Below are 14063 nucleotides of genomic sequence, written 5' to 3'. Positions count from 1 at the left end.
AAATTTTAAGTGAGTTGATAAAAGTTATTTGTGCTTTTCTGCTATGTATTTAAGTTCTATTTATTGTTTGCTATTAGCTTGAGAAATAACCTTCGTATCCATCAACACAAAAGTCTTCTTAAGTGTGTTATAGTATCCATTGGCTATTTCGTCCTTTTTATCTAGGATCCAATAGTTTTATCTAGTCTATGTGTATAAAAATACACATATTTTTTATATATACCACGAAGAGTGCTAAGACCGAGGAGTATTCATAAAATAAAAGGATACATTATCAAAGAGTTATAGCAGTAATATTTACAAGTAGTTTCTAATATCAAAGAAGTTAGGAAAGTTAGTCCATGCCTGGAAAATATACTCAACGGGAAGCGCTGTATCGAGTAAAATACTTAATCACTCATTTGTTGGCATCTGTGTCATTTTTGCTTGCTTGTGCTGTTTTCTTAACAGTAATCTGTTGGAAAAGCCCCATCCTACTGTTGTGCTTACTTCTGGGAAGCTTAACGGTAGCAGTCATTGGGCGAATAGGGCAGTTGATAGGTTTACCTCAAGGTTGGCTTCTTTTACTGCAAACTCTCGCATTATCAGCAATCCTGAGTATATTTTGGCTAGACTACTTTACCGACCCAGCAGCAGCTCAATTTTTCGCTAAAGCGGAAAACTTTTTCAAAAACACTTTAACTCAGGGTGCTCAAGGGACGGGTACGAATGCTGCTGTGAGTTTAGTCTTTAACGTTCTGCGGGCGCTTTACTTACTTTATATCGCGGTTGCCCTCATCGGTGTGATCAACGCCGTTCGTAAAGATGAAGATTGGCAAGTCGTCGCCAGAACACCCCTGCTGGTCGTTATTGCCGTGACAATTGCCGATGTATTGACATCTTTTATTATTGGTTAAGTCCGAGAATCGTCATGAGTGTTGACCCAGACAAAGAATTTCGACCTGTTAACCAAATTCTAGGAACTAAACCTTCCTTAGGACCAATTCCTGCGGATCAAATCTTTCCTTGGACAATCATTGCTCTACTTTCCTACCTCATTGTTAATGGTTTTTTTGGTGCTTTCTTTCCAGATCAATGGCAGAAATGGTTGTGGACAGTTTTAATTGGTGGCTGGGGAATAGCCACTTGGTGGATACTAACAGGCGGCAAAAGTTGGCGATTTTTAGGCAAATTTATAGGTGTTCCAACTTGGACAAGAGGCACTGCTCGTTATCAAAGTTTTCTAGAGTTTCATTATGAAAGAAAAAATCGGAAAACAAAGCCTAGGCATCGCAGGTCAAGAAAGTAGGTTAACACCTTTTGAAGATGCTTTACATCTATCTACCATGTTGCGTGTAGCACTCGATGGTCGAGATGTCGGTGCTTACATTTTGACCAAAGGGAGTAAAAGAGATAGGTTTTGCTTCGTTTTTGGATTTGAGTGCAAGGGCATTCATACAACTTTAAGAAGCGAGCAAATAGATACAATTTGTAACAATATAGAAGCTGGTTTAAAAGACATTCCTAGAGAGGAAAGAATCACTTTTCACTTAGGGTCGTTTTCCTCAGACAAACAACGACAACAAGAACTTGCATCTCTTGTACAGCGGACTTCCTCGTCTAGCATACAATACTTGCTGACCTCTGAAAGAGCCAGAACACAACAACTGACTCGCGCTGGTATCCGAAAACCAAAATTTCTGCGCGTGTACGTGACATACACAATAGAACCGGATGCTGCTGCTGATGATTGGATTGAGAAATTTTTAGCAAGAGCGGAATCTTGGTGGTTGTCGTTTAAAGGTGAAGCATTTGAAAGGGAAAACCAACGAGTAGAAACGATGATTTCTAATGCTTATAATGAAGGATTTCGGCGCTGGGAACAAATTTTATCTAACAAATGGGGTTTGGATATCAAAGCCTTGACTGCACAAGAAATGTGGCAAGAAGTCTGGGGACGATTTAACAAGACCGAACCGATAGACATTCCCCAATTGCTTATCTTCAATGAAAATGGACTGCAAGAAGAAATTAATTCTGATTTATCTAGCAGCAAATTATTACTAGAAAATGTCCACAGCACCACCTTGTTGATGGAATCCAATGTACCTGTCGCTGACCGTCAATGGGTTAATATTAAAAATCGCTATGTTGGCGTGATGACATTTCTAGAAAAACCAGGAGGGTGGCAGAACAAAACATCTCAACTGCGTTATCTGTGGGAACTGCTTGCCAGAGATGCAATTGTGGATACGGAAATTTTTTGTCAGTTGACGGCGGCTAATCCTGCTATTGTAAAAACGACCTTACAGCGGGTACTAAAGCAGTCGAATGTGACGACAAAGGTAGCACAAGAAAAAGGGAACACTATCGATGTTGCCGCGCAGTTAAAACTCAGAAAATCTGTAGCAGCACAAGAACAAATTTATGAAGGTGCGTTACCGATTTATACGGCAAATGTTATTTTAGTGCATCGCCAAAGCCCGGAAAAATTAGACGAGGCGTGCAGGTATATAGAAAACTGTTTTCAACGTCCAGCACAAGTTATTAGAGAAACTGAATATGCCTGGAGACTTTGGTTGCAAACTTTGCCAATTGTTTGGGAAGTTTTATTAGCAAAACCCTTTAACCGTCGTCAATTGTATCTCACAAATGAAGTGTGGGGTCTAATCCCTATGGTGACAACAAGAGCAGGCGATCGCAAAGGCTTTGAACTCATTGCTGACGAAGGGGGAACACCAGTCCATTTAGATTTATTCAACCAGCATAAAAATTTAGCACTGTTTGCGACAACTCGAGCTGGAAAATCAGTTTTGGTGTCAGGAATTTTAACCCAGGCTTTAGCACATAATATGCCAGTGGTGGCGCTGGACTTTCCCAAACCGGATGGTACGTCTACTTTCACCGACTATACAGAATTTATGGGGGAGAAAGGAGCGTATTTTGATATTTCCAAACAATCAAATAATTTGTTTGAACAGCCGGACTTGCGTTCTTTGAATCAAGAAGAACAGCGAGAACGCTTTCAAGATTACGCCGCGTTTCTTGAATCTGCCTTGATGACAATGGTTCTAGGTTCATCAACGAGTAACCAGTTGCTATCGCAAACGGTGCGATCGCTTCTCAACTTGGCTTTAAACACCTTTTTTGCCGACGAGGGTATTAAAAAGCGATACAAAGCAGCTATAGAACGAGGATTTGGCACTGAGGCGTGGCAAAAAACTCCCACTTTAAAAGATTTTCTGTTCTTCTGTTCACGAGAGCAGTTGAACTTGTATACCGCAGGTGACAGAATTGACGATGCACTCGAAGTCATCAATCTGCGTTTGCGCTTCTGGCTAGAAAGTCGAGTCGGACAAGCGGTTTCTGCACCTTCTAGCTTTCCAACTGATGCTCAACTTTTAGTGTTTGCATTAAGAAACTTATCAGACAGCGAAGACGCAGCACTGCTGTCCTTAAGTGCTTATTCTGCAGCACTGCGACGTGCCTTAAGTAGTCCGGCTTCCATATTCTTTATCGACGAAGCACCAATTCTGTTTGAATTCGACCAAATTTCTGATTTGGTGGGTAGACTGTGCGCTAACGGAGCCAAAGCAGGGGTAAGAGTTATCTTATCAGCCCAAGACCCCGATACCATTGCCAAATCTAGAGCCGCATCTAAAATTTTGCAAAACCTATCAACAAGATTAATTGGTCGCATTCAACCCGTTGCCGTTGATAGTTTCGTGCAAATATTGAAATATCCCCGCGAAATTATCGCTCGCAACGCATCAGAAAGCTTTTTCCCTCGTAAAGAAGACATTTATAGCCAATGGCTGCTTGATGACAACGGCGTTTTTACTTACTGCCGTTACTATCCAGGTTACGAACAGTTGGCAGTTGTTGCAAACAACCCCGATGAACAAGCTGCAAGAAATCAAGCAATGCAGCAATATGGGGATAAATATGAAGCGGTTTCTCATTTTGCGCGTCAATTAATAGGGTCAATTCGTGGTCATTAAAGTCAGGAGGTAAAATAAAAAATACTTCTATACAAAACAAATGAATAATCTACGAAAACCCCATCCTGGTTGAGGAAAGCGTGGCTTTCCCTTGATACTAAAAAAAGTCATCAAACAAACTTGATTTTATGCGAAAAATTGGCAAACCAACAATTATCATGACTTCTTTTTTTGCTGTGGCATTTTTAGGAACCTTACCAGCCTTAGCAGAATTGGGAACTGTTTGGAGTGACTTTCAATATTATGTAAGTGATTTTCAAAATTATCTTACCAACAATATTTCTGATACTTTCAACCCAGTTGAATTACAGACACAATCAGCCATTACAAATGCATCAGGCGACCTCAATATTCCTAATCCTAATGCTGCTACTGAATCTGTTCGAGACCAGATAGTGCAATACTCTGTTTCGGATAAATTTGAGAATAACCCAGCAGTATACAGCACAACGGTCAGCAATGAAGTTAACCGCTATATTACCCGTGGTGCAATTGAAGGTCTTCTTGGTAGAGATGGTCAAAATCGCTTAAAAGGGAAGTTAGAAGATACAGAGAAATCTGTTAAGGATAGCAGTGAATTTGTTCAGAAGGCTGACGAGAAGAAGCAGGAAAAACAAACAGAGATTGAAAATCTTGTTTCCGAAGATTTTTTTAACAAATTATTAGAAAAAGTCAAGGGTACGGCAGAAGAAATCTCAACGGGTCAAGCCTCATTAGAAAGTCAACAGCAGGTAGCTAAAGTCATCAAGCTAGCTTGGGAAGGGTTATCAGAATTAGAATTACAAAATATCAATGTTCAAAGAGAGCAAACCAGGATAATGGGGGAGACACTGGGAAATGCAATCCAAATGCGTAATGATTTCCAATATTCCAACTTAAATTTGGCAGATATCTCCCAACAAATGAATGAGGTGAATCGTGTCAGAAGAGTAGAGACATCTGCCGAAGTTGCACGACTTTTACGAGTTACTTCTCAAACAGATTTGTTTAGAAAAAACCCTAACTCTCCTTCTGTGGAAAGTAATCCTTCTTCCTTGGAAGAAAATCCCCCTTCCGAAGAAACTAATCTTCCTTCCTCAGACAATAACTTTCCTCCCTTGGAACCAGACGAAGAATCAAGATAAAGTGATGGTAGAAAAATGTGGCTTTCTAGTTTCAATATTTTATCTCAGATTGGTACTAATGATAGTTTGACAAATGGAGTCCAAGCTGCACAAAGTATTGCTGAAGGTTGGGATAAGCAGTGGATTGATTTATTGCAAAATAATACCAACGAGAATTTATATGGCGCACTCACCAAGCTGGGTATTTTCTTTGCTGTAGGAACCTTGCTTTTTTTCATGGCGCAATGGATCAGAGATGTGCTTGCTAGTGAATATTCTCGTCCCATATCTGCTATGATTTGGCCCTTCATAGTGGTGATGTTATTAGCTAATCCTGGAAACGGCACTCTACTATCTAATTTGACACTGGGACTACGAGATTTTGTCAACACAATCAATCAGCAAATTGTCGAAACAGCCGATGTCAATCAAACTTATCAGCAAGCATTGAATATGAGTGTTGCTGAAGAAGTTGTGGGTGGTTTGTTGCGTCCCTGTCAGTCACTCACGGGTGAACAACAACTTGAGTGTTTCATCAAAGCAAAGGAAAAAATTGACTCACTCTTGCAGCAGTACACAGATTCCTATGGTACACAACCTTGGATAAGCAGACTTGAGAGCAAAGTTAATCAGATAGTGCTAACCAGTGGGAATGTATCGGAGTTAACTTTTAACTCTTTGCTGGGTTCCACAGTCCAAACTATTATCAAAAATATTTTAGTTTCTTTACAATCGGCTTTTCAAAACTTAATAGAAGTCACAATGCTACTTATAGCTGTTTTAGGACCCCTAGCGGTTGGAGGTTCTTTGCTACCTGTAGCGGGTAAACCTATTTTTGCGTGGCTAACTGGATTATTGTCTATTGGTATTGCCAAGATTTCTTTCAATATTATTGCTGTGATATCAGCCGCTGTCATTGTGAATGGTCCAGCGCAAGATGTCAATGCAGATCCAGACTTAATGTGGTTTATGATTCTATTAGGAATTCTGGCACCGATTATGTCTTTAGGGTTGGCTGCTGCTGGGGGATTTGCAGTATTTAGTGCCATCAGTAATACTGCGGTATGGGTACAGGAAAGAGTCTAGATGTGTGTACAGACGCATGGTACGTCTGTACAAATACAGCGGTTTGCATTTGGGTGAGGTACACAAAGAAATAATGAACCACAGATGGACACAGATGGACACAGATAAATTAGTACTTCATTCAGATGAGAAGCGCTGTATCAAAAATATTATGAGGGGGTGATTGGAAATATGACAAGGCTACTACAAGAAAGAAAATCAGGCGTCAATGTTCTGACGATATTTACTATTTTTACTTTTATTCTACATTTTTCGACTGTCATTTTTTTATTATTTCAAGGCTTGCGTATCTACGATATCAGTCAGAAGAAACCCCTCACATTAGCACAACTTGTTGATGGTAAAACAACACCTGAAATCAACTCTCTTGAACGAGAACCTGAAGCCATTCGCCAATTTATCAGCAAAACAATGGCAGCTATGTTCAACTGGTCTGGGACACTTCCACCAGGAACTATTGAAGACGTAACTAACCCGAAACCTGATGCAGGAATACTCGTTAATACGCTACAAGGGTTTACGAAAAGAGTTTCTACAAGTAGTTGGGTAGCGAGTTTTGCACTTTCAGAAGATTTTCGCCACGGTTTCTTAGCACAAGTTGCGGATATGACGCCGCCAGAAGTTTTTTCTAACAACAAGAGCCAAGAATTAGCAGCACAATTAGTTATTGAGCGGGTTTATCCTCCTGAAAAAATCGCGCCAGGTCGGTGGCGAGTCGGTATGGTTGCTAATATTGTACAGGTCAGACGTAGTGATAATAAAAAAATATTAACTCCTTTTAATAAGGATTTTTTAGTACGCTCAGTAGATTCTTTTGAGCATCCCCTAGCAAACAGTATTACTCCACTACAGAAAGCCGTATATAGTGTCCGCTCCCAAAAATTAGAAATTTACGAAGTTAGTAATTTATGTCTAACCGATGCCTATGATTCTTCCACTGAAACTCCGTTAAACCGCTGTAGCAGTGGTCTCAATTCTAACAGGTTTACACGATAGGTGAGCAGAATGCAGTTATTTAACCAAAAAAGTAAGAAAACTAATTTTCTTCCCTTGTTTGTGATAGCAACATTTGGACTGCATATGTTTACCATATTGTTGCTGATGTTTCACAATTCTATGTTAAAAAGACTGAGTGGTAAATTACCACAAAGTTTAGTGCAACTTGTTGATGGTCGTGCCATAACAGTTGATTCCCAAGAAAATTTAGAACGTAATCCAGAAACAATTCGGCGTTTTGTTGGTGAAACAATGACCATGATGTTTACTTGGTCAGAAAAACAACCACCACAAACAATTTGGCAAGCAACTTCACAACTTTTATCTGGTGATATTAGGCGAAAATTTGAGGCAGAAATTACGCAGGGACTTCCTAAAAATGTTTTAGTTAATGCAGTAGGAAATGCAGAAAGTGTATTGTTGGTGCGTCAAATTTCAGAACCAGAAAAAATAGCTGATGGTCAATGGCGATTAGAAATGGCTGCTAATCGTTTAATTTTTGTCGGTTATAATAACAAGGCTGGGGAAGCAATTCCTTTTAATAAAAAAATATTTATTCGAGCGTTAGATACACAAGCAATTTCTCTACCAAATGTCAAAAATCCTCTGCATTCTGCCATCTACCGTCTCAACGAAGCAAGGTTAGAAATTTATAAGATTTGCGATATCAACGATCAAAGCTGCTCCTAACACTCTTAAGGAAAAACACCAATGAATAACCTACCGAATTTTAATCATTCAAATAATCATAATAATTCCAATTCAAATAATCATACAAATAATCATAAAACTTCAGAAGATTGGCATCAGCGGATGGCATACTTGGTGGGTTTAGAAGAGGAAAAGACCCCATCCAATGAAGAAAGCAGTTTTTCAAATACTGCTAGTAGTAATAATGATGAAGCACCACCCTCAGATCCATCCTTAGTTCGCACGCAACAATCACTGTCATCTAACCCTTTTGCCAAGGTAGGTGTGGTGGGTGCGGGTACCCTGTTTGTGGTTGTCGTAGCTGGTGCATTTCTCTCTCAACTGATGAGTGGAACTAACAAACAGCAACAAAAGAATTTTCCGGTTGTCACCCAGAAGGATGACTCGAAAAAAATAGAGCAATTAAAACCAGAAGAAGAAATTGAGATCCTAAAAACAAAACTTGCATTAGCTGAACAAGCAAAAGCAGTAAAAGCAGCACAACTTCAGTTGAAAACTGTACGACCTAATCAAAGAACAACAAACCCAACAGCGCAACCCAAAACGAAGCCGCAACCAGCCACGCGGGTTGTGGTAGAAAGGGTACCGACCCCAGCACAAACCGTCTATGTCCCTCGCGTTGTTGAACGTATCGTCAGAGTTCCTCAACCTGTAGCGCAGGCGAACCCCACTCCTACTCAGCCTGCTCAGACTCCTCAACCAACAGCTATATCTCCTCCATCATTTGAAATATCAAATCCAGGATTAACCCCATCGGAGTTAGCAGAAGTTCCATTATCTTTATCAACAGTCACTCCAACACCAACCGAACCGCCTGTAGCACCAACTCAACCGCCTGTAGCACCAACTCAACCGACTGTAGCAAGTTCGCCTCCATCCTCTTTCTCTCCTGAGAATTATAGTGCTAGAGAGCGTGGAAGAATGACAACTGGTTCACGTAGACCAAATATAACAAGTCAACCAAACACAACAACTAATCCTCAGGAGAGATCACAACTCGGTAACAGAATTACTCGGTATAATAAAAAATCAGTTGCAGTGGGAACAAGTGCTAAAGCCGTTTTAGTGACGGCTTTATTTGGAGAAGCAAATAAGCCAGGAGTTAATAATACTAGAAATAAAAATGACGGTAAAGATGACACGACATTTGTGGTGCGCTTGAAGGAACCATTGAAATCTGTAGATGGGGCGATCGCACTTCCCGCCAATACTGAGTTATTAGCTCAAATTCAGCAAATTTCCGATAGCGGAATGGTACAGCTAGGGGTAGTTTCAATAATTTCCCAAGCAAATGGCAATTTCACACAAACCCGCCTACCTGAGAGCACACTCAAAGTTCGCGCACCTCAAGGAAAACCATTACTTGCCAACAAGTATCCTAACAGATCCGGAAAGATATCAAGTATGGATACAGGAATATTTGCCTTAGGGGGTATTGGTAAAATAGGAGATGTACTTAATCGCCCCGAGACAACACGTGTTCGTTGTGATGATGGTACTGACAATTATTGTACCGAAACCGATCAACAAAGAAACATCCCTGCTGCAGTTTTAGAAGGTGGTATGAATGCGATCGTTCCCCAAATTAACCAGCGCAACCAACAAGCAATCCAAGAAATGATGAAAAGTGGGATTTGGTTTTTGCCCTCTGGTACAGAAGTTGAAGTGTTTGCGAATCAAATAATGCGGTTTTAGCCTGCTTGAACAGGGTGAGTTTCCTATCGGCGGTTACTTACAGCGGTTTGCAACTGAGTGAGGTACACAAAGAAATAATGAACCACAGATGGACAACGGACACTTGCTACAACGGGGGGAACCCTCCGCAGTCGCCTCAACGGGGGGAACCCCCGCACGGCGCTGCTCTCCGCAACGCAGTGTCCTCCAGATGGACACAGATAAATTAGTACTTTATTCAGATGAGAAGCGCTGTATCAACCATGTTATCGTCCCTGCTGCTAACAATAACGGTGTCAACCAATCACCCCAACGCACATATAAAGTCTGGGTTTGCCGTCGATAAATTGTTTGAGCATAAACTTCGTACGTATTATGTCCAGATATCCACAAAGTTTTACCGTGGGGGTTCACAAAAGCTGAATACCCCGTATTTGTTGCTCGCACTGCCCATCTATCAGTTTCAATTGCCCGCATGATATCCTGTGCGTGGTGTTGAGCTGGCATAGCTGCACTGTAATGGGCATCATTAGAAGGACTCAGTATAAATTGTCCACCAGCAGCAGCTTGACGGCGAAATTGCCCAGAAAAAGCAGATTCGTAACAAATACCAACAATAGCGCGACCAAAAGGCGTGTCAAAAACCTGATTTGGTGAACCAGGCACTTGATGTTCGTCTAAAGGCGATAAACGGCTAATGATACCGCCTAAAATTGATTCAAAGGGAATGTATTCCCCAATTGGAACCATTTTGGCTTTGCCGTAGCGGCTTTTTATCTCACCATCGCCAGCGATCGTAAATAAACTATTTGTATAGCTGCTTCCTTTTTTGTAAAAACCCCCAATCCAAGCAACCACACCTTTTTCCCGCACTGCTGTCACCAATGAACTACGCATAATCTCATTTTGGAAAAAAGGCAAAGCGCCTTCTGGGGTCAGTACTGCATCTACATCTTGAGCTGCTAGCCTGAGATATCCAGTGGTGTAACCTTCAATGGCGCGACGAAAACCTTCAGGGTAAAGTTTGATTTCGTTGGGGATATTACCTTGAATAATCCCCACTTTTAGCGCTGCTTCTGGTGGTTGGGGAAGAGGACGAGTGTATAAACCAAAACCAATGAGGTGGAGAGTGATGAATACTGTGGCGGCGGTTACTAAATAAACGAAGCGTAGAGGCATAGAGGAGAGAATGAGGTTTTTTCTCTCTACGCTCTCTGCGTCTCGGCGGTTTATCCATGCTTCAGCAATCAAGCCATTCACCGCGACAAGAGCCGCTGTCACCGCGCTTGGTCCAGACAGTTGACCAAGGTGTAAAATAACGAGATTATACGGACTTTGAGTGTAAGAAAGAGAACTCCACCACAAAGGTCCAGCACTCCAAAGGGCTTCTAAGCCGCACCATAGAGCGGTGCCAATGAGGACGCGGATGAGAGGAGGAGGGGGGGAGGGGAGGAGGGGGGGAGTGGAGGAAAAAGATTGAAATTTGCGATGAATCCAAACTTTAAAACTCAAAATCCAGGAGAAGCAAATTGCCCAACTGGCAACTAATGCGGCTCCCCAGAGAGTGATGAATATCCAGCAAAAAAGAGCGATCGCCAAACTCGCCAACCAAGGAACCCCCATCCAAGTCATGGGGTGAATCCCAGTAATCCAGGATAAGGCAAGACCGTGATAACCAATACCCCAAACAAGGGAGACGGGGATGAGGAGATGGGGAGTAGGGGGAGTAGAGTTTTTTCGTTGTGAAGAACGAATAACTAATACCCACAGGGGAGCAAGGGCAATCCACCCTAAGAACCATGCACCAAAAGGTGCAACGGTCAACCCCATCAAAACACCGCTAGATAGAGCAATTAGGTAAGGGATTAAGATAGTAAACTTCTTCCCCTGCTCCCCCTGCTTCCTACTCTGCCTCTTCTGCATCACCAGTATCGGGGGGTACGATCGCCACTCCCGTGATTACATCATCTTCATCAAGGCGCTGTACTCGCACCCCAGTTGCTGATCGCGATTGTATGGAAATTGCATTTGTCGCCTGCCGGATGATGATACCGCGACTAGTGACCATCATAATTTCATCGTCGCTGTTGACAATGTGCAAGGTTGCCAGTTGGTCTTTTATTTTGCGGTTTTTGAATTTGGTTGCCATTAAACCTTGCCCAGCACGATTTTGCAGTCGGAATTGGGAAACTGGGACGCGTTTGCCGTATCCTCCCATTGTAATAACCAATGCCCAAGGACCAGTACTGCCGTTGCCGGAGACTTCTATGGACTCTTCATTTTCAATTTCTTCTGTTTCGATTTCCTCGATTTCGGCTTCTGTGCTTGTATCTTCTAAAGTGGCAAGAATGGCAGCAGGGAGAATATCCATACCTACCAGTACGTCACCCTTACGCAATTTCATCGATTTCACCCCACGAGTTGCCCGTCCTAAAGGACGCAGTTGTTCGTGAGTGCATCTAAAGTGAATTGCCATACCCTGACGGGAACCAATGATCACGCTGTCTTCGACTCTGGCGCGTCGCACCCACCGGAGTTGATCACCTTCTTCTAAGGATATGGCAATCAAGCCGTTGGCACGAATGTTGCTAAATGCTGCCAACTCTGTTTTCTTGATATTGCCACCCTTGGTGAGCATGACCAAATATTCATCGCTGGTAAACTCTGTAACAGGGACAATCGAGGTGATTTTCTCCTCTTTGGGAATGGGCAGCATTTGCACTATTGGCGTTCCGCGACTGGTTCGGGAACTCACGGGTATTTGATACGCTTTCAGGCAGTAGACAACACCTCGTTCGCTAAAGAAGAGAACGCTGTCATGGTCGCAGCACGTCAAGAAATGCTCAACGCCGTCATCTTCTTTCATCTTGGCAGCTGCTTTGCCTCTGGTTGCACGGCTTTGCGCCTCAAAGGTATTCACTGCCATTCGTTTGATGTAACCTTGCTCTGTCAACAGAATCAGGGCTTTTTCATTGGCAATGAGGTCACGCTCATCGATTTCTCCTTCAAGGGGTGAAATGACCGTGCGCCGAGGTGTCGCGTGTTTCTCTTTGAGTTGCTTGACTTCGGTTTGAATGATTTCAAGAATCCGCTCTCGCCGTGCCAAGATATCCTGCAAGTTAGCAATGATTGCTTGTAATTCTTCGTGTTCTGAGCGGATTTTGTCTGCTTCTAGGGCTGTTAAACGTCGCAGCTGCATTTGCAATATCGCATCTGCTTGCGCTTCCGAAAGTCCGTAGGTTGTCATCAACTCGCCTTTGGCTGTCGGCGCATCAGGTGCATGGCGAATCAAGTTGATAATTTCATCTAGGTGGGCTAGGGCAATCAACAAGCCTTGCAGTATGTGGTCGCGTTCTTCGGCTTTTCGCAGTTCGTATCGAGTACGTCTGGTAATAGCTTCAATGCGGAAATCCAAGAAGACTTGCAAAAACTCCTTCAGGGTGAGTATCTGCGGTTCGCCATTCACCAGCGCCAGCATATTCGCCCCAAAGTTTGCTTGCAGCGGCGTTTGCTTGTAGAGGTTGTTTAGTACGACACGGGGATAAGCATCGCGCTTGAGTTCTATCACAATTCGCATCCCATCGCGATCGCTCTCATCCCGAATATCGGCAATTCCCTCTATCCTCTTTTCGTTCACCATCTCGGCGATTTTTTCAATCAGCGCCGCTTTGTTGGTTTGGTAGGGCAATTCGGTGATGATGATTGCGTCTCTGTCAGGGCGTCCTCGCTGTTCAATCGTTTCAATTGTAGCCACACCGCGCATGGTGATCGAACCGCGCCCTGTGGTATAAGCTTCCCTAATTGCCGATGTTCCCAAAATCTGACCTCCTGTAGGAAAGTCAGGCCCAGGAATATACTGTATTAACTGAATATCAGTTATTTCTGGATTTTCAATCAGTGCTACCAACCCATCAATCAATTCCCCCAAGTTATGCGGCGGGATGTTGGTTGCCATACCCACCGCGATCCCAGAGGAACCATTGAGCAGTAACTGCGGAACCCTTGCTGGCAGCACTGTTGGTTCTTGCTGGGAAGCGTCGAAGTTATCGACGAAATCAACTGTTTCCGATTCGATATCTTGTAGAAGGGCATCGCCGGTTAAAGCTTGCAAGCGGCATTCTGTGTATCGCATTGCCGCTGGTGGATCGTTGTCCACCGAACCGAAGTTTCCATGCCCTTCAACTAAGGGCGATCTCATGGAAAAATCCTGCGCCATCCGCACCAAAGCGTCATAGACAGCTGTGTCGCCGTGGGGGTGATATTTACCCAGCACTTCCCCTACCACACGAGCGCATTTTTTAAACGGGCGCTCGTGGATTAGCCCCAGTTCATGCATTGCGTAGAGAATGCGACGATGCACAGGTTTCAGACCATCCCTGGCGTCTGGCAGTGCCCGACCTACAATTACGCTCATCGCGTATTCCAAATATGACCGGGACATTTCATTCCGCAGGTCAGTAGGGATAATCCTCTCCTGAGAGGTTGTCATAACCCAAAAAACTCCAAAAATTGC

Annotated in this window: 10 protein-coding genes; 8 read left to right on the top strand and 2 right to left on the bottom strand. The window is 43.0% G+C overall.

The genetic code is table 11. From position 1 onward, the window contains the following. The first annotated feature begins 341 nt into the window (after positions 1 to 341). From MAS10914_RS0102950 to MAS10914_RS0102915, 8 genes are all read left to right on the top strand, one after another. Positions 342 to 896 carry a hypothetical protein gene (locus MAS10914_RS0102950; protein WP_017314410.1) on the top strand — a complete coding sequence of 185 codons (555 nt, stop codon included), beginning with the start codon at positions 342 to 344 and terminating at the stop codon, positions 894 to 896. Positions 897 to 910: 14 nt separating this feature from the next. After that, a complete protein-coding gene (locus MAS10914_RS0102945; protein ID WP_017314409.1) occupies positions 911 to 1288 on the top strand; it encodes a hypothetical protein in 378 nt (125 codons plus the stop codon). Next, the gene (locus tag MAS10914_RS0102940; protein ID WP_017314408.1) at positions 1236 to 3980 is read left to right on the top strand and encodes a hypothetical protein; all 2745 of its coding nucleotides are present in this window, start codon (positions 1236 to 1238) and stop codon (positions 3978 to 3980) included. Before MAS10914_RS0102945 ends, MAS10914_RS0102940 begins: the two co-directional genes overlap by 53 nt. 158 nt (positions 3981 to 4138) lie before the next feature. After that, positions 4139 to 5104: a hypothetical protein gene (locus tag MAS10914_RS29470; protein ID WP_198014956.1), complete on the top strand. Its 966-nt coding sequence runs from the start codon at positions 4139 to 4141 to the stop codon at positions 5102 to 5104. Between the two features lie 15 nt (positions 5105 to 5119). Further along, positions 5120 to 6169, top strand: coding sequence for a hypothetical protein (locus tag MAS10914_RS0102930; RefSeq protein ID WP_017314406.1), 1050 nt, complete (start codon positions 5120 to 5122; stop codon positions 6167 to 6169). A gap of 171 nt (positions 6170 to 6340) precedes the next feature. Continuing rightward, positions 6341 to 7165 (top strand): hypothetical protein, encoded by an 825-nt coding sequence (locus MAS10914_RS0102925; RefSeq protein ID WP_017314405.1) that lies wholly within the window; start codon positions 6341 to 6343, stop codon positions 7163 to 7165. Positions 7166 to 7174: 9 nt separating this feature from the next. After that, entirely contained in the window at positions 7175 to 7855 is a 681-nt protein-coding gene (locus MAS10914_RS0102920; protein ID WP_017314404.1) for a hypothetical protein, read from the top strand. A 21-nt stretch (positions 7856 to 7876) separates the two neighbouring features. Next, positions 7877 to 9571: a hypothetical protein gene (locus MAS10914_RS0102915; RefSeq protein ID WP_017314403.1), complete on the top strand. Its 1695-nt coding sequence runs from the start codon at positions 7877 to 7879 to the stop codon at positions 9569 to 9571. A 213-nt stretch (positions 9572 to 9784) separates the two neighbouring features. Here MAS10914_RS0102915 and lnt read toward each other — a convergent pair whose 3' ends face one another. Together lnt and gyrA are read right to left on the bottom strand one after the other, a co-directional pair. Continuing rightward, entirely contained in the window at positions 9785 to 11473 is a 1689-nt protein-coding gene (lnt, locus tag MAS10914_RS0102910; protein WP_017314402.1) for an apolipoprotein N-acyltransferase, read from the bottom strand. After that, positions 11454 to 14039: a DNA topoisomerase (ATP-hydrolyzing) subunit A gene (gene gyrA, locus MAS10914_RS0102905; protein ID WP_071599788.1), complete on the bottom strand. Its 2586-nt coding sequence runs from the start codon at positions 14037 to 14039 to the stop codon at positions 11454 to 11456. The genes lnt and gyrA overlap by 20 nt, the downstream gene beginning before the upstream one ends. Between the last annotated feature and the right edge of the window lie 24 nt (positions 14040 to 14063).

Source organism: Mastigocladopsis repens PCC 10914, assembly GCF_000315565.1.
Classification (GTDB): Bacteria; Cyanobacteriota; Cyanobacteriia; order Cyanobacteriales; family Nostocaceae; genus Mastigocladopsis; species Mastigocladopsis repens.
The sequence above is the reverse complement of the archived record's forward strand: the minus strand, read 5'-3'. Positions and strand labels throughout refer to the sequence as shown.

Bases quoted from the DNA above. Each gene is read 5' to 3' on its own strand.
- MAS10914_RS0102950 (WP_017314410.1), top strand. From the start codon at position 342: ATGCCTGGAAAATATACTCAACGGGAAGCGCTGTATCGAGTAAAATAC.
- MAS10914_RS0102945 (WP_017314409.1), top strand. From the start codon at position 911: ATGAGTGTTGACCCAGACAAAGAATTTCGACCTGTTAACCAAATTCTA.
- MAS10914_RS0102940 (WP_017314408.1), top strand. From the start codon at position 1,236: ATGAAAGAAAAAATCGGAAAACAAAGCCTAGGCATCGCAGGTCAAGAA.
- MAS10914_RS29470 (WP_198014956.1), top strand. From the start codon at position 4,139: ATGACTTCTTTTTTTGCTGTGGCATTTTTAGGAACCTTACCAGCCTTA.
- MAS10914_RS0102930 (WP_017314406.1), top strand. From the start codon at position 5,120: ATGTGGCTTTCTAGTTTCAATATTTTATCTCAGATTGGTACTAATGAT.
- MAS10914_RS0102925 (WP_017314405.1), top strand. From the start codon at position 6,341: ATGACAAGGCTACTACAAGAAAGAAAATCAGGCGTCAATGTTCTGACG.
- MAS10914_RS0102920 (WP_017314404.1), top strand. From the start codon at position 7,175: ATGCAGTTATTTAACCAAAAAAGTAAGAAAACTAATTTTCTTCCCTTG.
- MAS10914_RS0102915 (WP_017314403.1), top strand. From the start codon at position 7,877: ATGAATAACCTACCGAATTTTAATCATTCAAATAATCATAATAATTCC.
- lnt (WP_017314402.1), bottom strand. From the start codon at position 11,473: ATGCAGAAGAGGCAGAGTAGGAAGCAGGGGGAGCAGGGGAAGAAGTTT.
- gyrA (WP_071599788.1), bottom strand. From the start codon at position 14,039: ATGACAACCTCTCAGGAGAGGATTATCCCTACTGACCTGCGGAATGAA.